This window comes from Ruegeria arenilitoris, from assembly GCF_013031355.1.
GTDB classification, from domain to species: Bacteria; Pseudomonadota; Alphaproteobacteria; order Rhodobacterales; family Rhodobacteraceae; genus Ruegeria; species Ruegeria arenilitoris_C.
Genome location: NZ_WPZO01000001.1, coordinates 163,083 through 185,781 on the forward strand (window position 1 = coordinate 163,083; position 22,699 = coordinate 185,781).

The 22,699-nt window shown below is 59.4% G+C and carries 20 protein-coding genes; 11 read left to right on the top strand and 9 right to left on the bottom strand.

Annotated features, from left to right (window positions below):
- Nucleotides 1–10 precede the first annotated feature (10 nt).
- The 5 genes from GOX63_RS00820 to GOX63_RS00840 all read left to right on the top strand — a co-directional run bounded on the left by GOX63_RS00820 (nucleotide 11) and on the right by GOX63_RS00840 (nucleotide 5,278).
- Entirely contained in the window at nucleotides 11–2,818 is a 2,808-nt protein-coding gene (locus tag GOX63_RS00820) for a helicase-related protein (RefSeq protein WP_170324592.1), read from the top strand.
- Between the two features lie 6 nt (nucleotides 2,819–2,824).
- Nucleotides 2,825–3,190 carry an RNA-binding S4 domain-containing protein gene (locus GOX63_RS00825; RefSeq protein WP_170324593.1) on the top strand — a complete coding sequence of 122 codons (366 nt, stop codon included), beginning with the start codon at nucleotides 2,825–2,827 and terminating at the stop codon, nucleotides 3,188–3,190.
- 66 nt (nucleotides 3,191–3,256) lie between these two features.
- Nucleotides 3,257–3,595 (top strand): ferredoxin FdxA, encoded by a 339-nt coding sequence (gene fdxA / locus GOX63_RS00830; protein ID WP_170324594.1) that lies wholly within the window; start codon nucleotides 3,257–3,259, stop codon nucleotides 3,593–3,595.
- 287 nt (nucleotides 3,596–3,882) lie between these two features.
- Complete coding sequence (locus GOX63_RS00835) at nucleotides 3,883–4,395, top strand: CarD family transcriptional regulator (RefSeq protein WP_170324595.1); 513 nt, start codon at nucleotides 3,883–3,885, stop codon at nucleotides 4,393–4,395.
- 112 nt (nucleotides 4,396–4,507) lie between these two features.
- The gene (locus GOX63_RS00840; protein ID WP_170324596.1) at nucleotides 4,508–5,278 is read left to right on the top strand and encodes a potassium channel family protein; all 771 of its coding nucleotides are present in this window, start codon (nucleotides 4,508–4,510) and stop codon (nucleotides 5,276–5,278) included.
- On the opposite strand, the gene cobS is transcribed toward GOX63_RS00840, so the two are convergent.
- On the bottom strand, nucleotides 5,275–6,039 hold the full coding sequence (gene cobS, locus GOX63_RS00845; RefSeq protein ID WP_170544521.1) for an adenosylcobinamide-GDP ribazoletransferase: 765 nt from the start codon (nucleotides 6,037–6,039) through the stop codon (nucleotides 5,275–5,277). The two genes, GOX63_RS00840 and cobS, sit on opposite strands and share 4 nt — an antisense overlap.
- Before the next feature lie 79 nt (nucleotides 6,040–6,118).
- Between cobS and cobT the strand changes: the two genes are divergently transcribed.
- Nucleotides 6,119–7,132: a nicotinate-nucleotide--dimethylbenzimidazole phosphoribosyltransferase gene (cobT, locus tag GOX63_RS00850; protein ID WP_170544524.1), complete on the top strand. Its 1,014-nt coding sequence runs from the start codon at nucleotides 6,119–6,121 to the stop codon at nucleotides 7,130–7,132.
- Between the two features lie 28 nt (nucleotides 7,133–7,160).
- Here cobT and GOX63_RS00855 read toward each other — a convergent pair whose 3' ends face one another.
- Together GOX63_RS00855 and GOX63_RS00860 are read right to left on the bottom strand one after the other, a co-directional pair.
- Nucleotides 7,161–9,041, bottom strand: coding sequence for a monovalent cation:proton antiporter-2 (CPA2) family protein (locus GOX63_RS00855; RefSeq protein ID WP_170544527.1), 1,881 nt, complete (start codon nucleotides 9,039–9,041; stop codon nucleotides 7,161–7,163).
- A 19-nt stretch (nucleotides 9,042–9,060) separates the two neighbouring features.
- The gene (locus GOX63_RS00860) at nucleotides 9,061–9,516 is read right to left on the bottom strand and encodes an Lrp/AsnC family transcriptional regulator (RefSeq protein WP_170324600.1); all 456 of its coding nucleotides are present in this window, start codon (nucleotides 9,514–9,516) and stop codon (nucleotides 9,061–9,063) included.
- Nucleotides 9,517–9,664: 148 nt separating this feature from the next.
- On the opposite strand from GOX63_RS00860, the gene hppD reads away from it, so the two are divergent.
- Nucleotides 9,665–10,762, top strand: coding sequence for a 4-hydroxyphenylpyruvate dioxygenase (gene hppD / locus GOX63_RS00865; RefSeq protein ID WP_170324601.1), 1,098 nt, complete (start codon nucleotides 9,665–9,667; stop codon nucleotides 10,760–10,762).
- A gap of 33 nt (nucleotides 10,763–10,795) precedes the next feature.
- Here the strand turns inward: hppD and GOX63_RS00870 are convergent, their stop codons facing one another.
- Nucleotides 10,796–12,652, bottom strand: a complete 1,857-nt coding sequence (locus tag GOX63_RS00870) for a hypothetical protein (protein WP_170324602.1) — start codon at nucleotides 12,650–12,652, stop codon at nucleotides 10,796–10,798.
- A gap of 164 nt (nucleotides 12,653–12,816) precedes the next feature.
- Here GOX63_RS00870 and GOX63_RS00875 point away from each other — a divergent pair, with 164 nt between their 5' ends.
- Nucleotides 12,817–13,512, top strand: coding sequence for an SIMPL domain-containing protein (locus tag GOX63_RS00875; RefSeq protein WP_170324603.1), 696 nt, complete (start codon nucleotides 12,817–12,819; stop codon nucleotides 13,510–13,512).
- On the opposite strand, the gene GOX63_RS00880 is transcribed toward GOX63_RS00875, so the two are convergent.
- The 3 genes from GOX63_RS00880 to GOX63_RS00890 form a co-directional block, all read right to left on the bottom strand.
- Nucleotides 13,468–14,226 (bottom strand): GNAT family N-acetyltransferase, encoded by a 759-nt coding sequence (locus tag GOX63_RS00880; protein WP_170324604.1) that lies wholly within the window; start codon nucleotides 14,224–14,226, stop codon nucleotides 13,468–13,470. The two genes, GOX63_RS00875 and GOX63_RS00880, sit on opposite strands and share 45 nt — an antisense overlap.
- Nucleotides 14,227–14,229: 3 nt before the next feature.
- Nucleotides 14,230–15,522, bottom strand: a complete 1,293-nt coding sequence (locus GOX63_RS00885; protein ID WP_170544530.1) for an O-acetylhomoserine aminocarboxypropyltransferase/cysteine synthase family protein — start codon at nucleotides 15,520–15,522, stop codon at nucleotides 14,230–14,232.
- 72 nt (nucleotides 15,523–15,594) lie between these two features.
- On the bottom strand, nucleotides 15,595–16,590 hold the full coding sequence (locus GOX63_RS00890) for a hypothetical protein (protein WP_170324606.1): 996 nt from the start codon (nucleotides 16,588–16,590) through the stop codon (nucleotides 15,595–15,597).
- Between the two features lie 311 nt (nucleotides 16,591–16,901).
- Here GOX63_RS00890 and GOX63_RS00895 point away from each other — a divergent pair, with 311 nt between their 5' ends.
- Nucleotides 16,902–18,236 carry an NAD(P)-dependent oxidoreductase gene (locus GOX63_RS00895; RefSeq protein WP_170324607.1) on the top strand — a complete coding sequence of 445 codons (1,335 nt, stop codon included), beginning with the start codon at nucleotides 16,902–16,904 and terminating at the stop codon, nucleotides 18,234–18,236.
- A 45-nt stretch (nucleotides 18,237–18,281) separates the two neighbouring features.
- The gene (gene preA, locus GOX63_RS00900; protein ID WP_170324608.1) at nucleotides 18,282–19,586 is read left to right on the top strand and encodes an NAD-dependent dihydropyrimidine dehydrogenase subunit PreA; all 1,305 of its coding nucleotides are present in this window, start codon (nucleotides 18,282–18,284) and stop codon (nucleotides 19,584–19,586) included.
- A 293-nt stretch (nucleotides 19,587–19,879) separates the two neighbouring features.
- Here the strand turns inward: preA and GOX63_RS00905 are convergent, their stop codons facing one another.
- Both GOX63_RS00905 and GOX63_RS00910 read right to left on the bottom strand, forming a co-directional pair.
- Nucleotides 19,880–20,386 carry a hypothetical protein gene (locus tag GOX63_RS00905; RefSeq protein ID WP_170544533.1) on the bottom strand — a complete coding sequence of 169 codons (507 nt, stop codon included), beginning with the start codon at nucleotides 20,384–20,386 and terminating at the stop codon, nucleotides 19,880–19,882.
- A 238-nt stretch (nucleotides 20,387–20,624) separates the two neighbouring features.
- Nucleotides 20,625–21,233: a TetR family transcriptional regulator C-terminal domain-containing protein gene (locus GOX63_RS00910; RefSeq protein WP_170324610.1), complete on the bottom strand. Its 609-nt coding sequence runs from the start codon at nucleotides 21,231–21,233 to the stop codon at nucleotides 20,625–20,627.
- Nucleotides 21,234–21,404: 171 nt separating this feature from the next.
- Between GOX63_RS00910 and GOX63_RS00915 the strand changes: the two genes are divergently transcribed.
- Nucleotides 21,405–22,655, top strand: a complete 1,251-nt coding sequence (locus GOX63_RS00915) for a Zn-dependent hydrolase (RefSeq protein ID WP_170544536.1) — start codon at nucleotides 21,405–21,407, stop codon at nucleotides 22,653–22,655.
- Nucleotides 22,656–22,699: the final 44 nt, after the last annotated feature.

A 22,699-nucleotide genomic window follows, 5' to 3' on the forward strand; every position in this document is an offset into this window, starting at 1 on the left:
GGGGGCAAAGGTGAGCGGGTCATCCCGAATCGTGGCCGTACTCGGCCCGACCAACACAGGTAAAACTCATTACGCGATCGAGCGGATGCTCGGGTATCGGACCGGTGTGATCGGCCTGCCGCTGCGTCTGCTTGCGCGTGAGGTCTATGACAAGATCGTAGCCATTCGCGGCCCGTCCGTTGTGGCTCTGGTCACGGGCGAAGAGCGGATCGTGCCGCCGCGCACCCAGTACTGGGTCTGCACGGTCGAGGCGATGCCCGAAGGGATGGGCGCGGATTTCGTGGCAATCGACGAAATCCAGCTCTGCGCCGATCCCGAACGCGGTCATGTCTTCACTGACCGGCTGTTGCGGTCACGCGGCACAAGTGAAACGCTGTTTCTTGGCGCGGACACGATGCGTGGCCCCATCGCCGCGCTGGTGCCTGAGGCCCAGTTCGTCCGGCGCGATCGCATGTCTCAGCTGGTTTATGCGGGGTCGAAAAAGATCAGCCGCATGCCGCCCCGCAGCGCCATCGTCGGGTTCTCGGTCGACAGTGTCTATGCCATTGCCGAGCTGCTGCGCCGTCAGAAGGGTGGGGCAGCCGTGGTGATGGGCGCGCTCAGCCCGCGCACGCGGAATGCACAGGTCGAACTGTATCAAAACGGTGAGGTTGATTACCTCGTCGCGACTGACGCGATCGGTATGGGGCTGAACCTGGATGTGAACCACGTGGCGTTCTCATCCCTCAGCAAGTTCGACGGCCGCCGGATGCGCCCGCTTGCGCCCAACGAACTGGCCCAGATCGCCGGTCGGGCGGGACGCGGCATGTCTGACGGCACCTTTGGCGTGACCGGAGAGGCGCCACCACTGGATGAAGGCGTGGCGCAGGCCATCATGGACAGCCGGTTCACGCCGATGAAAAAGCTGAACTGGCGGAATGCCGCCCTGCGGTTCGGATCGATTGAGGTGCTGATCGACTCGCTTGAGGTCAGTCCGAATGACGAACATCTGATCAAAGCGCGGCCTGCGGACGATCTGAACGTGCTGAAATCGCTGTCGCAAGTCACCGAAGTGGTGGCCCGCGCCAGTGACCCGCAATCCATCCGTTTGCTGTGGGATGTGTGCCGAATCCCCGATTTTCGCGGCATCAGCCATGCCGAACACGCCAGCCTGCTCGAAGTGATCTACGGTCACCTGCATGAACGCAGTTCGATCCCGGATGACTTCATGGCGCGGCAAATCCGTCGAATCGATCGGACGGATGGGGATATTGATGCATTGTCCAAAAGGTTGGCATATATTCGCACTTGGACATATGTTGCGCAGCGAAACGGTTGGGTACGTGACGAATCACATTGGCGCGACGAAACGCGCACTGTAGAAGACAGGCTGTCGGACGCATTGCATGACCGACTGACGCAAAGATTTGTGGACCGGCGCACATCAGTGTTGCTGCGCCGGCTCAAACAGAAGGAGGCCCTTTTGGCCGAAGTAAATGACAAGGGTGAAGTGACCGTCGAAGGCGAATTCGTCGGTCGTCTGGAAGGGTTCCGGTTTATTCCGGACAAAGCCGCGCAAGGAACCGAGGCGAAAGCTTTGAAATCGGCCTCCCTGCAAGCTCTCGCGCCGCAATTCCATCTGCGTGCCGATCGCTTCTACAATGCGCCCGATACCGAAATTGATTTCACGGATCAGGGTGGCCTGATGTGGGGCGAATACGCCGTCGGCAAACTGGTTGCCGGGGCAGAGCCTCTCAAGCCGATGGTCGAGGTTTTCGTGGACGAGGCCGCAGGGCCGGATGTCGAACAGAAAGTGCAGCGCCGTCTGCAGCATTTCATCGACCGCAAGGTTGCCGCGCTGTTCGAGCCGCTGCTGAACCTGTCGCGCGACGAAGAGCTGACCGGCCTGGCCAAGGGCTTTGCCTTCCGCATGGTCGAAGCGTTGGGCGTGCTGCCCCGCGGCGGTGTCGCGCAAGAGGTCAAGGATTTGGATCAGGACGCCCGTGGCGCGCTGCGCAAGCACGGCATCCGGTTCGGCCAGTTCACCATCTTCATGCCGCTGCTGCTGAAACCCGCGCCGACGCGTCTGCGTCTGGTTCTGTGGGCGCTGGCCAACGGCCTGCAGGAATTCCCCGACGCGCCGCCTCCGGGTCTGGTCACCGTACCGGTCGCCAAGGACGCGCCCGAGGGCTACGATACCATGTGCGGCTACCGCGATGCGGGCGACCGTTCGATCCGGATCGACATGCTGGAACGTCTGGCCGACATGCTGCGCGCCGAAGACAGCCGCGGCGGGTTCGAAGCCAAGCCCGATATGCTGTCGATCACCGGCATGACGCTGGAACAGTTCGCCGATCTGATGAAGGGGCTGGGCTACAACGCCGAGCGCGGCGAGCGTGAAAAGGTCAAGGCGGCACCGGTCGAGGCACCTGCAGCCGAAGCGACCGAGCAACCGTCAGCTGAAGAAACGCCGGTGACTGAGGTGGCAACCGAAGAGGTGGCTGCACCCGCCGAGGCGCCAGCCGAGGCCACCGAAAGCACCGAGGCGGCAGCCGAGGCTCCGGCAGCGGAAGAACCCGAAGTTGAGGTCTTCTACACCTTTACCTGGGGGCGCCAGCGCCAAGCCAACCGTGGTCCGCGCCGTGAACAGCGGCAGGGGCAGGGCAAGGGCAAGCCGCGCGGCAAGCCTCAAGATGGGCGCGGCAAACCGCAGGGTAAGAAGGGGGGCAAGCCACAAGGCGCCAAGTCCTTCTCCTCCCGTCCGCCTAAGAAGGAAAAGGCGATCGATCCCGATAACCCGTTCGCAGCTGCGCTGATGGGTTTGAAGGACGGTAACTAAACGCCGATGGCCGAGGCCAAGCTGCGGATCGACAAATGGCTGTGGCAGGCGCGGTTCTTCAAGACCCGCAGCCTGGCCGCCAAACAGGTCAGCGGCGGCCACGTCCGCTTGAACGGACACCGGGTTCTGAAACCGGCGCAAGCCGTGGGGCCCGGTGATGTTCTGACTTTCCCGCAGGGCCGCATTGTGCGGGTGGTCCGCGTCGAAAAACTGGGTGAACGCCGTGGTCCGGCCCCCGAGGCACAGACGCTTTACCTTGACATGACGGAAAAGAAGGACGCGCCTCCCAAGAACCCCGGATTCGAGGGAAAAGGTCGTCCGACTAAGAAAGATCGACGCGCACTTGATCTTTCTCGTACTAAAGAGGGCTGATCCGCCCTTGAAGACGGTATAATACTGGATTAGCTAGACGCCCAAACCGCTAATGGGAATCCGACTATGACCTATGTTGTCACTGAAAACTGCATCGCCTGCAAATACACCGACTGTGTCGAGGTGTGCCCGGTGGACTGTTTCTATGAAGGTGAGAACACGCTGGTCATTCACCCCGACGAATGCATTGACTGCGGCGTGTGCGAACCCGAGTGCCCCGCCGATGCTATCCGCCCAGACACTGAGCCAGGGATGGACCAGTGGGTCGAATTCAACCGGAAGTATTCGGAACAATGGCCGGTAATCGTGACCAAGAAAGACCCGCTGCCCGAAGCCGAGGAACGCGACGGTGAAGAGGGCAAGATGGAGAAGTATTTCTCCGAAGCGCCCGGCGAAGGCGGCTAAGCGATTCGCTCTCTGAACTTGTTCGTTCAGGTATAGAAACAGGTTGCATAGCCTTGAAAAACAAAGGGTTTCACGGCCGAATAAGGGCGTAACCTTTCAGGCGTCGTAATTTTGTGATATAATCGAAAGCTGAATGTTGAATGAGATGGGGATGTACTCCGTAAGTATGACTGCTTTGGAGTTCTGATTTAGTGACAAACCAGCCGCCTGGCGGAGCCGAACAAAGGCTCCGGCGTGGGTGTTTTGTTGTTCCGTATCTCTCGCTCTGTAACCAAGGATGAACCTGTATGTCTAAGTCGAAAAAGCTTGAGTTCCGCCCGAACGACTATGTTGTTTACCCTGCGCATGGCGTAGGTCAGATCATCTCGATCGAAGAGCAGGAAGTCGCGGGATATTCTCTTGAGCTGTTCGTCATCTCCTTTGAAAAAGACAAGATGACCCTGCGGGTGCCGACCAACAAGGTCACCGAATCCGGTCTGCGGTCGCTCAGCTCGCCTGATGTCATCAGCCAGGCGATGAAAACCCTGAAGGGCAAGGCCAAGGTCAAGCGCGCCATGTGGTCCCGCCGGGCGCAGGAGTATGAGCAAAAGATCAACTCGGGCGATCTGATTTCGATCGCTGAGGTGGTTCGCGACCTGCACCGCACCGACGACCAGCGCGAGCAGAGCTATTCTGAGCGTCAGCTGTACGAAGCCGCGCTCGAACGTCTGACCCGCGAAGTGGCAGCCGTATCCGGCGCAGGCGAGGTTTCGGCCGCCAAACAGGTGGATGAGGTTCTGACCTCGCGCGCCGCCGCCTGATCGCTGCCAACACTAATTTTGGGGCCGCTCCTGCAAGGGGCGGCCTTTTTCGTCTCTGGTCTTGGTGAAATTCGCGTTTGCCGCTAATTTTTCAGTAACCAGAGGCGGATACATGACCGGGATAAAGCAAACCGTAAAGTTTCTGTACGTCGCGCATGAACCGGTTTCGGTCTGGTTCCGCTATGGTCTGATCCTGTTCGACGCGGCGTCCATCGTGTTTTTTGTGGCCACGGCAAACATCCCGCATGGTCCGGGGATCACCATTGCCAGCCTGTGCGTCGGGTTTCTGATCCTGCTGGATTTTCTGGCCCGGATGTGGATTGCAAAGGACCGGTGGAAGCTGCTGTGCAAGGTCTACACGCTGGCCGATATCGTGGTGATCGCCTCGTTGCTGCTCGAGCCGTTCTTGCCCGGAAACCTGGCCTTCGTGCGGATTCTACGTGCGTTGCGTCTGATCCACTCCTATCACCTGTTGCGCGACCTGCGGCGCGACAGTCAGTTTTTCCGAACGCACGAGGATGCCGTCATAGCGGCGATCAATCTGATGGTGTTCGTGTTTGCGACCTCCACCGCAGTTCTGGTGTTTTTCATCCCCGACAACAGCCAGACCGCCTATATCGATGCCCTCTATTTCACAATGGCAACGCTGACCACGACCGGGTTCGGTGATATCACCTTGGCAACGCCGGGTGGTAAGTTGTTTTCGGTGTTCATCATGGTGGTGGGCGTGGCGCTGTTCGTGCGATTGGCGCAGGCGATCTTCATGCCGCAGAAAGTCCGGCACAAATGCCCAAGCTGCGGACTTTACCGTCACGATCCGGATGCCGTGCATTGCAAGCATTGCGGCGAAACCCTGAGGATCGAGACCGGCGGTACGTCCTAAAGTGCTGCCGCAGTTGTGGCCAGAAAGGCCAGCTCGGCCAGTTGTTGCGTCGCACCCAGAATGTCACCGGTTTGGCCGCCGATTTTGGTTTTCGCGACTCTGGCAAGCACAGCGACGACCAGAGCAGCAATGAGGACGGGAAGGGTGGCTGCGAACCCCATTAAAAGCGCGCCGCAGAAAACGGCCAGTACAAGCCCGGCCGCTACTGTTGTGCCGCGTGGTCCACCGACTGAATGGCTCAGGCCGCTGTTGCGGGCGTTGGGCAGGGTGCTCATTAGTACTGGCATGAACGTGCGCGATACGATGCACGCGGCGAGAAACGCTCCATAATCACCTGCCGTCAGCAGGGTTGCGATCAAGGCGACGCGCATCAATTGGGTGAAGATCAGCGTCAGAACCCCATAGGCCCCGATATGGCTGTCCTTCATGATTTCCAGCCGACGTTCCCGCGTGAACCCGCCCCAGAGCCCGTCTGCCGTGTCGGCCAGCCCGTCTTCGTGCATTGCCCCGGTTGAAATCACCAGCGTGACGGTGACGAGTACGGCCGCGACCATCGAGGGGAGCCCTAATGCCATCGAAACCCAACCAACGGCGCAGGCCAGCAGGCCCACTACCAGTCCGACCACCGGGAAAGCCCAGGCGGAATCGGCTTGGCGCGCAAAGACACTCTCGGGCAAGCGCGGTACCGGCAGGCGCGTCAGTAGCACCAGTGCCAGTGGAATATCCCATGCGGAAATCAGGGGGTTGTCGTTTTTATGCACTTCCGCGCCTTTCCGGGCCTTGTTGGATCGAACGCTTCGGTTAAACACACAGCACCACTCTGATGCAACGAGGCTTTCGATGCTACCCGAACTTAATGACCTGAAAACACTCCGTGATGCTTTGGCACAAGCGCCTGGTCCTGACGACGCCGCGCTGGCAGGCGCAACTGACCGCAACGGGCAGTTGACCAAGCCGCCAGGCGCATTGGGGAGGCTCGAGGATCTGGCGATCTGGTATGCGGGATGGCGTGGGGATGCCCGCCCGCAAATCAACGCACCTCAGGTAATCGTGTTTGCTGGTAACCACGGTGTCACGGCGCAGGGCGTTTCGGCCTTCCCGCCGGAAGTCACCGTGCAGATGGTGATGAATTTCGAACATGGTGGCGCCGCGATCAACCAGTTGGCCAAGGCGGCTGGTGCCACGATGGATGTGCACGCGCTGGATCTGGACACTCCCACTGCCGATTTCACTGCAGGCCCGGCGATGTCTGAGGACGAGCTGTTGCAGGCGCTGCGGACCGGTTGGAACGCTGTTGATCCCAAGGCTGACCTTCTGGTTGTCGGAGAGATGGGGATCGGAAACACCACGCCGGCCGCTGCAATAGCTTGTGCCCTGTTCGGCGGGGACGCGGCTGGCTGGACAGGGCGGGGCACCGGTGTGGATGACGCTGGGCTGATCAACAAAACCCGCGTCGTGGCCGAGGGTGTGGCCCTGCACGCGGCCTCAGGTGACGGGCTGGACATCCTGCGCTGCCTCGGCGGGCGCGAGATTGCCGCCATGGCTGGTGCCATCGCCGCCGCGCGTGTTCTGCGTATTCCGGTCATTCTGGACGGTTTCATCTGCTCGGCAGCTGCGGCCTGTCTGGCGAATGTCTCCGCAGGGGCTTTGGATCACGCCGTTGCCGGGCACCAAAGCGCCGAAGGCGCACATGGCGCTGTGCTGGAGAAACTTGGCAAGGAACCGTTGCTGAACCTCGGCCTGCGACTGGGTGAAGGCTCGGGCGGGGCGCTGGCGATCAACATTCTGAAAAGCGCGGTGGCTTGCCATTCCGGCATGGCCACCTTTGCCGAGGCCGGCGTTTCTGACGGATGAACCCATCGGCCTGACCGGTTCGCTCCGGTCAGGCTGATTTCTTGGCGTGCTTTTCGGCCAGCTCCAAAAGCTCGGTTTCCAGATCTTTCTCGAACTGCTGCGCGCGTTCGATGTATTTCTTATTTTCTGCCGTCGGCATCCCGGGGATCCACAACTCGGCCAGTTCTCGGATCGATGTGCGGTCGTGGTGGTAGAAGGTCTGCTCGGCCTGCGCGGCCTCATATTCGCTCAGACCGATATTCTCGAGCACATAGCGCCCGGCCCGAAGTGAACTGTCGAACATTTCGCGCACGATATCGTTCGCGCCTGCCTGATACAGCTCGTACACATGGGTGCGGTCATGGGCGCGGGCGATGATGTGCAGGTCCGGGCGCTGACGCCGGGCAAAGCTGACGATCCGTGTCACCTGTTTGCGGTCATCCATCGCGGCGACGAGCACAGCCGCTTTCTCAAGCCCTGCGGCGCGCAGCAACTCGGGCCGGGTTGGATCGCCCAGAAACCCTTTGACGCCAAAGCGGCGCATCAGCTGGATCGTTTCGATATCATGATCCAGAACGATGGTTTTAAAGCCGCTGGCGCGCACCAGACGGTTCACGATCTGACCAAAGCGACCGATACCCGCGATGATCACGGGCCCTTGCTCGTCGATTTTATCGGGTTCCTGCTGGGGTCCGCTATCCCGAATCCGGCGGGATAGCAGGTCATAGATAATGAACAGCAGTGGCGTGATCAGCATGGTCAGCGCGATGATCATCAGCAGTTTTTGCGACAGATCGGATGGGATGACGTTCTGCTGGGTCGAAAAGGCCAGCAGGACAAAGCCGAACTCACCCGCTTGCGCGAGGCCCAGAGTGAACAGCCAGTGATCCCGCCCACGCAGCTTGAAAGCGCGCCCGACGAGGAACAGAATGATCCCTTTGAATAGAATAACCAGAAGGGCCAGGCCGATCAGTTCAAGCGGGTCATTGAAGAAATAGGCGACATCAATCCCGGCGCCGACGGTGATGAAGAACAAGCCCAGGAACAGGCCCTTGAATGGCTCAAGGTCGCTTTCCATTTCATGGCGGAACTCCGAGCTGGCCAGAACAACGCCCGCCAGAAATGCGCCGAGAGCAGGGGAGAGGCCAACAAGCGTCATCAGGAAGGAAATCCCCACCACGATCATCAGCGCCAGCGCCGTATACATCTCGCGCAGACGAGTGGCGTGGATAAAGCGGAACAGCGGGCGCGTCAGGTAGACGCCCGCAAGGATCACAAACGCGATCGCACCGATGGTAACCAGTGTCACGGCCCAGCCCGGCAGGCCTTCGACCAAAGACAGGCTGTGATGGGCGGTATCGTGCAGGTCTTTCACACCCCGGTCGATCGACCCGTCGCTTTCCAGATGCGGTATGGACGGCAGGGCCAACAGCGGCAGCAGCGCCAGAATGGGGATGACCGCGATGTCCTGCGTCAGCAGCACTGAAAACGTTGCGCGGCCGCCATTGGTCTGCATTAGACCCTTTTCCGATAGCGTTTGTAGCACGATCGCGGTTGAGGACAGCGACAGGGTCAACCCGACCGCCAGAGCCACCGACCAGGGGTGGTTTGCGTACATGGCGACGCAAGCGATAGCAGCCGTGGACAAGCCGACCTGCAGACCACCCAGGCCCAACAGCCGGTCCCGCATATCCCAGAGCGCGCGGGGCTCAAGCTCCAACCCGATAAGGAAAAGCATCATGACCACGCCGAACTCGGCCACGTGCTGAAGGCTTTCGGTTTCGGCGCCGACCAGGCCGAATACGGGGCCGATGACGATACCGGCAGCCAGATACCCCAACACGGACCCCAACCCCAGACGTGCCGACAGGGGCACGGCGATCACCGCGGCTGCCAGATAGATCGAGGCCTGGTAGAGGAAATCGTCCATGTCGGTCCTTTCGGTCTGGTCAGGTGGGCAAAGGGGCGTCGCGCTTGAGCTGGTCCATCACGATCTGGCTTTGCACCCGTGCGACCGCAGGATGCGGCAGTATCACCTGATGAAGCAAGCTGTTGAGCGCAGATAGATCATCGCAGTAGACGCGCAAGAGGTAATCTGCCTCACCGGTCATCGTCCAGGCGCTGGTGATCTCGGGGCGCGAGTGGACCATGCGGGCGAAACTCTCCGATTGTTCGGGGCCATGGGTGCCCAGATGCACCTGAACGAATCCCTGCACATGCAGGCCCAGCTTCAGCGCGTCCAAACGTGCGGTGTATCCGGTGATGTACCCTTCGGCCTCCAGCCTTTGCCGCCGCCGCCCGGCCTGACTGGGTGACAGGTTCAGCATTTCCCCCAATTGATGCGCGGTCAGATGGGCGTCTTTCTGAAGGGCGGACAGCAGGCGCGTGTCTGTGGCATCCAGCATATGCGTACTTTCTTCATTAAAGCTCGAAATGATGCGGTTTTTACGCGTTTTTTATTAGGTTACACGAAAACTACGCGCAGAAACAGCGCTGATTAAGGCGTATTTTGGAATCAGCAAAGAAATTCCTGTTTTTAAAAGGAGGTGCGCCATGGGTCCTTTCCCTCACAACGCCCCGAAATCTGTCATCAGCAAGGAAAACCCGGTCGGAACCGACGGGTTTGAATTTGTGGAATTTGCGCATCCTGAACCGCAGGAACTGCGCGATCTGTTCGCCAGAATGGGCTTTGAACATGTCGGCTACCACACAGACAGACCCGCGGTTGAGCTGTGGCAGCAAGGCGACGTGACCTACATCCTGAATGCCGACCCCGAAAGCTTTGCCGCCCGCTTTGTGGCCGAGCATGGACCCTGCGCATCTGCGATGGGCTGGCGCGTGGTGGATGCGAAGAAAGCCTATGACCATGCGGTCGCCAAGGGCGCAGAACCTTATGACGCGGCGGACAAGACTATGGATGTACCGGCGATCAAGGGGATCGGAGGGTCGCTGATTTACTTCATCGACCAATACCATGATACGTCGCCCTATAACCAAGAGTTCACCTGGACCAAACAGTCCAAGCCGCGCGGCGACGGGTTCTATTACCTCGATCACCTGACGCACAATGTCTATCGCGGAAATATGGACAAGTGGTTTCAGTTTTACGAAAGCCTGTTCAACTTCCGCGAAATCCGGTTCTTTGACATTCAGGGTAAATATACCGGCCTCTTCAGCCGTGCCCTGACTTCGCCCTGTGGCCGTATCCGCATTCCGATCAACGAAGATCGTGGAGAGACCGGGCAGATCGTATCTTACCTGAACAAGTACAAGGGTGAGGGCATTCAGCATATCGCGGTGGGCAGCGAGGATATCTATGCCTCGACCGATGCGATTGCCGAGAAGGGGCTGAAGTTCATGCCCGGTCCGAACCAGGCTTATTACGACATGTCCAAGGAACGTGTCACCGATCACGAAGAGCCTCTGGACCGGATGATGAAGCACGGCATCCTGATCGACGGCGAGGGCGTTGTAGACGGTGGAGAGACTCGAATCCTGCTGCAAATCTTCTCGAAAACCGTGATCGGGCCGATCTTTTTCGAATTCATTCAACGCAAAGGCGATGATGGGTTCGGCGAGGGGAACTTTCAGGCCCTGTTCGAATCCATTGAACGTGAGCAGATTGAAAGCGGCGAGATTTCAGCGGCTTGATTGAGTAACTTAAAGCGGGCGTTATCGCCCGCTTTAGCTCCGCGGCATTTTCAGCGTCACGTTCCGGCCTTTTTTCTGATAGCGTAACTCGTTGTCACCGATGGCGATGACTTTACCGCCGTCCAGCCTGTCACCCACTTTCAGTTTCTTGTAGCGACCGCTGGGCAGGCGTACCAACGCCCGACGGTTTGCGGGCGTGCCGTAGACGCCGATCAGGTTCAGCTTGCGCAGGTTCAGCGCATTGTCGATCGTCGCCTGACGCGCGACAGAGGCTGATGACGGGATCTTGGGGGCCACGGCTTTGGGCTTGAACCCGTCTGTGTCGATCTGACCAATACCAGCAGCCGAACCCAAGCTCGCGGTTTGTGTGCTGGGTGAACGTGCAAGACCGGCAGGGCGCGTTTTTGGACGTGGCACGCGCATCCCGCCCAGCACAACGGGTGCAGGGGTTTCTTCAATCTCTGGCTGAAGCAAGGACGCGGGGCGAACTTTGGGGCGCAGCGCCGCCAATTCCTCGCGCGATCGCCCGCCCAATTGCTGACGTTCGAACCGTTCGACCAGGTCATCGGGGCGCGGTTTAGGGCGTAACCCGGCCAGCCTGTCAGAGGGCTCTTCCAGGCTTGGTTCCTGCTCGAACCGGAGCGGCGGGGCAGGAGGTGCTTTTGACGGGCGCCCGAGATAGACGGCAATCCCCTCGGGGTTCAACGTCCCCTCGGTGCTGGGGATGACCAGCCCGCGTTCATCCAGATCGAACCGGGAGCCGGCGATGCTGGGCAGGGCGACCTGATCGAAGGGCATGTCGGTGGCAAAGCTTTCGACGGAAGGTTGCGCAATCGCGTCTTTGGACAGGTCGGAATTGTCGATGGAGGCCAGATATAGATCGTCCTCCGGGGTCAGCGCCGGGGATGTCAAAGGGGCCGGCGTCGTGATCTCAATGGCGGGTTGCGCCGGGATGTCCTGCGGTTCGGGTTCACGGTCGACCTCTTCGACCAGCGTAGGTTCCACGTTCAACGCTTCGAGGATGGCGGCATCCGTGGGCGACGGGCCAGCGTCCTCTACTGGCGCAACATCCGGTTCGCGCTCGACTATTTCTGTAGGCGGTGTTTCGAGTTCGGCCTCAATCTCCGGCGTGGTTTCACTGACTTGAGTGTCAGGCTCGGGCAGGGTGAAGTCGTCCTGCGCGGTTTCCGGCTCCTCGCCACCATCCGACGAGATCAGAGCCCAAGCCCCCAACGCAACCACGACGGCAAGCGCCGCAGTTCCTGGCAGGGCATATCGTTTGACCAATGCGTCAGCGGTCGGCTTAGGGGCCGCGCTGTCGGACGGCGTGCGGAACACATCCGGAGCCGTTGTGTCCGCAATCGCGTGGACGTTTGGCGCTACGGTATCGCTGTCCTGCGCCACTGTTGGGCTTTCGCTTTTCTGGTCCGAAAACTGCGGCTCAGACGGAAACTGGGCCTGATCGGTGTCTGCTGTGAACTGAACCGGGATAAAGCCGTGTTCGGCGGCAAAATCGCGTGCTTCGTCCAGTGTCTGTCTCGTGACTGCCGCAACATGGGTGGTGGCGCCAACCGTTGCACTGTCAAAGACAAGCTCTTCGACCGAGTAGGGTGTCGAATCTGCCAGCGCGGATCGCGCCTGTTTCGCGCTTTCATCCGGGGTTTCGGCGCCTGTTTCCACCGACAGAAATCGGACCTGATCGGCCGGAATCACAACCTTGCAGTTTAGGTTGTTTTCCAATGCAAAGGCCTTGTCCCGCAGGGCATGTAGCTGAGCTTTCAGGTCTGGCGCATCCAGTGAAACCTCACCAATGCAGAACCAGTCGTCATTCGACTGGTGGTGCACAGATATTCCGGTCGCAGAAAAAGTCAGCGCAAAGGCGGGTTTCATATTCCCGAGGAACCATATTTGTCAGCATCATTGCAAACGACATCTCGTTCGCAGAGCGACATTAAAGCAGGTTCCCGCCGAGGGAAAGAAAAAGCCGGACATTCCCCTTGTTTGATCGGCCCTCACATCCCCATGTTGGTGCGGAAGAAATTGGAGGGAAGACCTTGAAGAAAATCGCTTTTCTGGCCGCGATGATGGCCGTGACAGCCGCAGGCATTGCCCATGCGGAAGAACGTCGCATCACGGTGGATGCAGCCGGTACCGTTCAGGCCGCGCCTGACATGGCGACCATCACTCTGGGTGTAACAAACGAAGACCCCGAGGCGTCGAATGCAATGCAGGCGACCTCTGATGCAGTTGCGCAGATTCTGAAGCGGCTGGAAGACATGGGCATCGAATCCCGCGATGTACAGACCCGCGACCTGTCGCTGTCGCCGGTCTGGTCCGGGCGCAATAGCCCCAATGGCGAACGCCCCGAGATTTCGGGGTTTGTTGCGTCCAACAATGTTCAGGTGCGTGTGCGTGATTTGACCAAGCTGGGAACAATCATGGATGCGGTCATTCAGGATGGTGCCAATGATTTTGGCGGGCTGAGCTTTGGCGTGCAAGATCCCGCGCCACTGCAGGCAGAGGCGCGGGCCAAGGCCGTGGCCGAGGCCACCGCAAAAGCCGAGCAACTGGCGCAAGCGGCCAACGTGAATCTGGGGCAGGTTCAGACGATCAGCGAACAGGCTGGCGGCATTCGTCCCGCGCCTCAGATGCGCGCGATGAGCATGGCCGAAGCGGGCGGCGTTCCGGTGGCGGGGGGCGAGATCTCAGTCTCGGTCAACGTGTCTATGGAATTCGGGATTGCCGACTGATCCAGAGTCTTTGGCGCGGGCCTGCAGTGATTGCCGCTGCTGGCCCGTCTGGTCGAAATTGTCCGGCGACAGCCAGGCCTCGAACGCGCTCTTGATGCGTGGCCATTCGCTGTCGAGGATCGAATACCACGCCGTATCCCGGTTGCGGCCTTTATAGTGGGTTGCCTGCCGGAAAATACCTTCGAAGGTAAAGCCCAACCGTTCTGCCGCTTGGCAGGACGCGGCATTCAGCGCGTCGCATTTCCATTCGTACCGGCGATAGCCCAACTCGTCGAAGACGCGACGCATCATTAGGTACATGGTCTCGGTCGATGTCGGGCTGCGCTGCAACAGGGGTGAGAAGTGGATGTGCCCCACTTCGATCGCACCCGCTGCAGGTTCAATCCGCAGGAATGAGGCCATGCCCACCGGTGTCTCGTTTTCATCGAGTACCGTGTGGAACATCGGATCGGCATCCATGCAGGTCGCGCGTGTCCATTCCACAAAATCGTGTTCCGACTCGAACGGTCCATAGGGCAGGTAGGTCCAGTTGCGACCGTCTGTATCGTTGGCAAACGCCCGGTATAGCCCGGGCGCGTGCCGATTCACGTCCAGCGGTACGACAGAACAATACTGGCCATCCATCGGCGTATAGGGCGGCGTCGGTCGCGGGAAGTCGCCCGAAACCGGTTGGCCGATGGGTTGGCCCAGATCATTGGTGTCGTGCCCGCTCATCCGTCAGGCCGAAGCTTTGGCCAGCGCCTGATCCAGATCAGCGATAAGGTCGTCGGCGTCTTCGATGCCGATGGACACACGCACCACGTTCGGGCCAGCGCCTGCAGCCTCTTGCTGTTCCGGCGTCAGCTGGCGGTGGGTGGTCGAGGCCGAGTGGATGATCAGCGACCGCGCATCGCCCAGGTTGGCGACGTGGCTGAAAATCTCAAGCGAGTTCACCAGCTTGACGCAGGCGTCATAGCCGCCCTTGACCGCAAAGGTGAACAGGGCGCCAGCACCTTTCTTGTACTGCGCCTGAACCCGGTCGTGATAGGGCGAAGAGGGCAGACCGGCATAGGTCACGTAATCCACGCGGTCGTCGGCCTCGAGCCAGGCGGCGATCTTCTGGGCGTTTTCGACGTGACGCTCCATCCGCAGCGAAAGAGTCTCGATGCCCAGCAGCGTATAATGGGCTGCTTGCGGGTTCATGGTCATGCCCAGATCGCGCAGGCCGATGGCGATGCCGTGGAAGGTAAAGGCCAGCGGGCCGAACGTCTCGTGGAACTTCAGTCCGTGATAGGCCGCTTCCGGCTCGCTGAGCGAGGGGAACTTGTCATTCGCCGACCAGTCGAACTTGCCCGAATCCACGATGCAGCCGCCGGTGACGGTGCCGTTGCCGGTCAGGTACTTGGTGGTCGAATGTACCACCAGAGTGGCACCTTGTTCGATCGGGCGACACAGGTACGGCGTGGCCGAGGTGTTGTCGACGATCAGCGGAATGCCCGCGGCATCCGCCACATCCGCCAGCGCGCGGATATCGGTTACATAGCCGCCGGGGTTGGCGATGGATTCGCAGAACACCGCGCGGGTGTTTTCGTCGATGACGTCTTTCACGGCGTCTAGATCGTCGGTGTCCACAAACTTGGCCGACCAGCCAAAGCGTTTGATGGTCTGGCTGAACTGTGTGACCGTGCCGCCGTACAGGCGGGTCGAGGCCACCACGTTGCAGCCCGGTCCCATCAGCGGGAACAGCGCCATGATTTGTGCCGCGTGACCCGAGGAGCAGCAAACTGCACCAACGCCGCCCTCAAGCGTGGCGATACGTTCCTGCAGAACAGCCACGGTCGGGTTGGTCAGGCGGGAATAGATGAAGCCAACCTCTTGCAGGTTGAACAGGGCCGCGGCGTGATCGGCATCGCGGAACACGTAAGCCGTGGTTTGGTAAATCGGCGTCTGGCGCGCACCTGTAGCGGGATCGGGCCGTGCGCCGGCGTGAATCTGCAATGTGTCGAAACCGTAAGTCGGGCCGTCAGACATCGTCGAAATCTCCTGTTGGAATGTGTGTTGCTGAATCTCTAGGCGATCCGGCGCGCGCGCACAACAATCCTGTCAGCGCATCCACAGGCCGTTGTTGCGGATCGTGTTACGAATGGCCTGCTCGCGCTGGGGCAGCTTTTCACGGTCGAACAGATCGCGGATTTTGTGGCCCTTGCGTTGCAGAACCAGCTTCTTGATTGGCTCATACCCTTTGAGCACCTTCTTGACCCGGTTCGGGGCTGCAACGGTTTCCAGTACCTCGATCACCTGGTCGCTTTCACGTGCATAGAGCAGTGGGAACAGGCGATAGTGGCAGCTAACCGACCCGTCCAGCAAGCCTGGGGGCAGGACATCACGGCCGCCGCCAAACGAATGGATGACCAGCGGAAGAGCAGCCTGATCCAGCCAGGGGTCAAGGTTTTGCCCAGCCAGTTCTGGGATTTCCTCATCCCGGATCGTGCGGGCATAGTCCAGAAACCGCTCTCCGAACTTGTGCGGGCAGGAATAGAAGAAATACCCGGCGTTGAAATATAGATAACGTCGCCAGTAATCCATCGGCTGGCTGGTATCCTGAGAGCTTTCGAAATCCAGCCCAAAGCGGCGGTACAATGCGTTCCAGATGCCATCAAAGCCGGGGCCATAGAGCGTTGGTTTGGGCCATGTGCCCTCGACCTTTTGCGAGGCTCCGGGACGGTCGAACTCAAACGGCACCGAGGTCACGTCGCCGGTGATCAGCGTGTCGCTGTCGAAGAAGACGAAAGGCTCGCCTTCGGGCAGCGCCAGCAAGGACTCGATCTTGTTGCCATAGGGATAGCTGTCGCCGAAGACGTGTGTGTCGAAAGGCAGTATCTCGACATCCAATTGTCGCAGGGCTTTCAGTACGTCCTCGTTCCGGATGCTCGGGTCCTGACGCCAGCGCGGCCCAGGCTGTGGCACCGCCACAAACAACCGCCCTGTGAAGTTCGGTGAGCTGTGCCGCAGAGAGGCCGCGAACAGCAGGGCTTCGTATTGCAGCCGGTTGTTTTGCCCGATGATGACGATGTTGAACTTCGAAGGACTGGCCTGCATCAGGTGACTTTCACGTATCTGGCCGTCGTTCGGCGCTGCTCGTTGTGTTTGACCTACAGCACGTTGCAAGGCCCGTCAAAACCAGATGCGGGGAATCTTTTGTTTCCATGCAACCAGAGGCCGTATCGGCACATCCCATGTGTTGCGCGTTTTCAGAATGCAAGAAAAACAGGCGTATTTGCCTGTGAATCCCGGGCAATCCGCCTTGGATTTGCGGTTTTTGACGATTTTCTAAATTTTACCAATTGATAAAAAATCAGATTGTGGCAAGCTGAGAGCATAACAAACATATCTACACAGGGAGTAGAGCGATGGCACAGGGCCAGATTGCCCCCGGCATTGTCTCCGGGCGGCTTTCCAGCGATGAGCTGACCTCGAATTTTACCGATCTGCATCCGCCATTGGCTGCCCATGAGGCCGCTGTGGCGGCAGACCGGTGCTATTTCTGCTATGACGCGCCATGTGTGACGGCCTGTCCGACGGATATCGATATTCCGTTGTTCATGCGCCAGATTCAGGCCGGACAACCGGAGGCCGCGGGCGAGACTATTCTGGCGCAGAATATCTTGGGCGGCATGTGCGCCCGCGTTTGTCCGACCGAGACATTGTGCGAAGAGGCCTGCGTGCGCGAAACCGCCGAGGGTGCTCCGGTCGAGATCGGCCGCCTGCAACGCTATGCGACGGACAGCGTAATGGCTGCAGGGGGCCACCCGTTCGAGCGTGCCGCGCCGACAGGCAAAACCGTTGCCGTGATCGGGGCAGGGCCTGCGGGCCTGGCCTGCGCGCATCGTCTGGCGATGTTTGGGCATGACGTGGTGATCCACGAAAGCAAACCCAAACCGGGTGGTCTGAACGAATACGGCATCGCCGCCTACAAATCGACCAATGACTTTGCGCAGGCCGAGGTGGATTGGCTGCTGAACATCGGCGGTATCACGATTGAGACCGGTTCGGTGCTGGGCGAGGGCGTCTCGCTGGACGGTCTGGTCGAAAACTACGACGCCGTCTTCCTGTCCATCGGTCTGGCCGGGGTGAACGCTCTGCGCGCGGACGGGGCTGATAAGGACGGCGTGCGCTTTGCGGTCGATTTCATCTCGGATGTGCGTCAGGCATCCGATCTGGCGGATTTGCCGGTGGGGCGAAATGTCGTCGTCATCGGTGGCGGTATGACTGCCGTGGACGCGGCGGTGAAATCCAAGCTGCTGGGCGCCGAGCATGTGACCATCGCATATCGGCGCGGCCGTGACGCGATGGGCGCCAGTCGGTACGAGCAAGACCTGGCAGCCTCGCATGGTGTTAAAATCATGACCAATGTGCAGCCTGTTGCCGTACACGGAAACGGGGCGGCGGCCGAGATCGAATTGGAGTATACTACCAGCCACAACGGTCAGCTTTCGGGGACCGGAGAAATGATCCGTCTGCCTGCAGATCAGGTCCTCAAGGCGATCGGTCAGAAACTGGAAGGCGCGCCGGAAGGGCTGAAGCTGGACGGCAACAAGATCGCTGTGACCGAGGATGGCCGTACCTCACTGGCCGGTGTCTGGGCCGGGGGCGACTGCGCGGCTGGGGGCGAAGACCTGACCGTGACCGCCGTGGCCGAAGGCCGCGATGCCGCGATGGATATCCACGCAAGCCTGACTGCGTGAAACTCAAAGACAAAGATGCTGAATTGCATCAGGGAGGCCGGATAAATGGCTGATTTGAAAACGAACTTTCTGGGTATCGAAAGCCCGAATCCGTACTGGCTGGCCTCGGCGCCGCCGACTGATAAAGAATACAACGTCCGCCGCGCCTTTGAGGCCGGATGGGGCGGTGTTGTGTGGAAAACGCTGGGATCCGAGGGGCCTCCGGTCGTGAACGTGAACGGGCCGCGCTATGGCGCGATCTATGGCGCTGATCGCCGGTTGCTGGGCCTGAACAACATCGAACTGATCACCGACCGCCCACTTGAGGTGAACCTTGAGGAGATGGCGCGGGTCAAGGCCGACTATCCGGACCGCGCTCTGATCGCCTCGATCATGGTGCCGTGCGAGGAGGAGGCGTGGAAAGCCATCCTGCCGCGTGTGGCCGAGACCGGCGCGGACGGGATTGAGCTGAACTTCGGCTGCCCGCACGGGATGAGCGAACGCGGCATGGGTTCGGCTGTGGGGCAGGTGCCGGAATATATCGAGATGGTCACCCGCTGGTGTAAGAAATACTATGACCGTCCGGTCATCGTGAAGCTGACGCCGAACATCACCGATATCCGTAAGCCTGCCGAAGCCGCCAAGAACGGCGGTGCAGATGCGGTGTCACTGATCAACACCATCAACTCGATCACCAGCGTCAATCTGGACACGTTCAGCCCCGAACCCTCGATCGACGGCAAGGGCAGCCACGGCGGCTATTGCGGTCCGGCGGTGAAGCCGATTGCCCTGTCGATGGTGTCCGAGATTTCGCGGGCGCAGGCAACGCATGGTTTGCCGATTTCCGGCATCGGCGGCGTGACCACATGGCGCGATGCGGCAGAGTTCATGGCGCTGGGTTGCGGCACCGTTCAGGTCTGCACCGCTGCCATGACCTATGGGTTCAAGATCATCGACGAACTGACTGCTGGTCTGTCCAAGTGGATGGATGAAAAAGGCTACAAGGACGTCTCGGAAGTCGTGGGTCTGGCCGTTCCGAACGTCACCGATTGGCAGTATCTGAACCTGAACTACGTGGCCAAGGCCAAGATCGATCAGGACCAGTGCATCAAATGCGGCCGCTGCTATGCCGCCTGCGAAGACACCAGCCACCAGGCGATCTCGATGTCCGAGGATCGGGTGTTCGAGGTCATGGATGACGAATGCGTCGCCTGTAATCTTTGCGTGGATGTTTGTCCGGTGGATGGATGTATCTCGATGGAACCGATGGCGGCTGGAGAGGTCGATCCGCGCACCGGCCTGGAGGTGCAGCCTGACTATGCCAACTGGACGACGCATCCGAACAATCCCATGGCAAAAGCCGCCGAATAGATCGGTTGGTGAAAAACAAGAAAGGGCTGGCGGACGCCGGCCCTTTTTTGGGCACGCTGCAATCTCTGAACCTAAAAGGAGGCCTTTGCTTAACAAGGCTGAACGATTGCTAACAAGCCTTTAAAAATTTAAGAAATTTCTTGCGAGCAAACGCTTGTTTCTAACATTGCGGTTGGCCGACAAAAAAAGCTTCAAAATACATTGGTCCAATTCAAAACTGCCAAACCAATGAAGACCGGTTGCCCTAAGGTTCTGTGCGTCTGACGATTGCCGTTTGCATCACTGTCTGGACCTCAGCCTTTACCCTTACCCTTACCCTTACTTTTGCCCTTGCCTTTACTGTTGCCTTGACCTTTGCCTTTGCTCTTTCCTTTGCTTCCACCTTTACTCTTGCTTTTGCCGTTGCTGGCACTGACCAAGCGTTGGCCGCCTTGCGATTTCGTTCCCTGATTTTGGTTGACCGCCGTGCCTCCGCTGGCCTGTGCGCTTGCAACCAAGGCTACCAATCTGCTGCTGGCAGCGGGTTCGGATCTACCGGAGCGAGAGCCTTGCGAAAAACCATCGTTGTCGGCGTCACAATCATTGCGGGACCGCCAGACAAAACTGCGCAATTCCTTTGATAATTCGTCACTGCCTGTAAGGGCGAACGGGCGAGCGACCACGTACCGCCACACCCCACAGCTGTCATTCACCCTCAATAGTCTGTCGATTTCTTGCAGGTATTCGACTTCGGAAGGGCCACGGGATGTAACACCGCACGCCGACAAAAAAAGAATAGCAGTTAATAGTAACTGGCGCATATCGCACATGCCCCCGCATTCACTTTGGAACGCGCAAGCGAGGCGCGTGCCTCAGCCAAAAATCTGTACGAAATAAGCAATCATTCTATCATTCAAATGCAATCATGACAGAAAAAAACAGGGTACCTTCACCAGTGCGAAACCGGATCTAATCGTTTGTATGGGCGAATTCGCTGCAAACCGCCTTTTGATCGCGTGCGGAATATACCCAGCTTAATTGTTGGCAGGCGGCTCTTGCTTAGGGCGACAGCAGCTTACGATACAGCGTGTCGATAAAGGGTTCGGCCCCTTCGAACGGGTCCTCGTCGCCCAGAATCGCGCGGACCTGAACATCGAAATCCGCGTAATGCTGGGTCAGCGCCCAGATCGAAAAGATCAGGTGATAGGGGTGAACCTGCGCGATTTTGCCCTCGTCCATCCACTGCTTCAGGATCGCGGTTTTTTCATCCACCAGCTGTTTCAGGTCCTGCGACAGCGCGTCGTGAATGCGTGGGGCACCTTGGACCAGTTCGTTGGCGAACAGACGGCTTTCGCGCGGCAGTTCGCGGCTCATCTGCAGTTTGCGACGGATGTACGAGAGAATTTCCTCCATCGGGTCGCCGGCCTCGTCCAGATCGTGCAGCGGGGCAAGCCAGACGTCCAGTAGGCCGGACAGCAGGGCAGTGTGAATCGCCTCTTTCGACGGGAAATAATACAGCAGGTTTGGTTTACTCAGCCCGGCTTCGGTTGCGATCTGATCAACGGTCGATCCGCGAAATCCGTGTGCCGAGAACACATTCAGGGCAGCGTCCAGAATCGCTGCTCGGTTCTTTTTCTGAATTCTGGTTGGGGCGCGGTCTTTGGGCATGTTCTCAGGCTGACTCTTTTTCCGGCAAGCAGGCGCCGTTTATGCCAAAATTATCGACGGCGTCTCGCAATTTCTTGACTGATGACCAACCCGTGATAGCGTGAGTTTGACCAGATGGTCAAATCAAGACACCAAAAGCGAGCCAAATCGCAAGCAACAGGGAAGAAGAAAATGGCAGCTCCGGCGCAGAACCTCAGGATCAATGGCGACAGGTTGTGGGACAGTCTGATGGAGATGGCCAAGATCGGCCCCGGTGTGGCGGGTGGCAACAATCGCCAGACCCTGACGGATGAGGATGGCGAAGGGCGCGCGTTGTTCCAGAAATGGTGTGAGGATGCGGGTTGCACGATGGGGCTGGACCAGATGGGCAACATGTTTGCCCGCCGCGAGGGTACTGACCCCGAGGCACTGCCGGTCTATGTTGGCTCGCACCTGGACACGCAGCCGACGGGCGGAAAGTATGACGGAGTGTTAGGTGTTCTGGGCGGTTTGGAAGTTCTCCGCACGTTGAACGATCTGGGGATCAAGACCAAACACCCGATTGTGGCCACGAACTGGACCAACGAAGAGGGCACGCGTTATGCGCCGGCGATGTTGTCTTCGGGCGTGTTTGCTGGGGTGCACACTCAGGATTGGGCCTATGACCGAGAGGATGCCGAAGGCAAGAAATTCGGCGATGAGCTGCAGCGCATCGGCTGGCGGGGCGACGAGGAGGTCGGTGCCCGCAAGATGCACGCCTTTTTTGAGCTGCATATCGAACAAGGGCCGATCCTTGAGGCCGAGGGAAAAGATATCGGTGTTGTCACTCACGGGCAGGGCCTGAGCTGGACGCAGGTCACGGTGACGGGCAAGGACGCCCATACCGGCTCGACCCCGATGCCGATGCGCAAGAATGCCGGGCTGGCGATGGCGCGGATTCTTGAGAAGGTGGACGAGATTGCGTGGTCAAATGCGCCGCATGCCGTTGGTGCGGCTGGGCATATCGACGTCTATCCGAACTCGCGCAATGTGATCCCGGGCAAGGTGGTGTTCACGGTCGATTTCCGTTCGCCTGATCTGGATGTGATCACCGATATGGAGAACCGCCTGCGTGTCGCCGCCCAGGAAATCATTGATGAGATGGGTCTGCAGATCGAGTTTGAGAAGGTCGGCGGTTTTGATCCGGTGAAATTCGACGACGGCTGCGTCGCCGCCGTGCGGAATGCGGCCGAGCGGCTGGGTTATTCGCATCGGGACATCATCTCGGGCGCCGGGCATGATGCGTGCTGGATCAACCGCGTGGCGCCGACCGCTATGGTCATGTGCCCGTGCGTGGACGGGCTGAGCCACAATGAGGCCGAGGATATCAGCAAGGAATGGGCTGCGGCCGGGGCAGATGTTCTGTTTCATGCAGTCGTCGAGACGGCGGAAATCGTGGAATAGGGGGCTCTGCCCCCGTCGCCCGTCGGGCGACACCCCCGGGATAT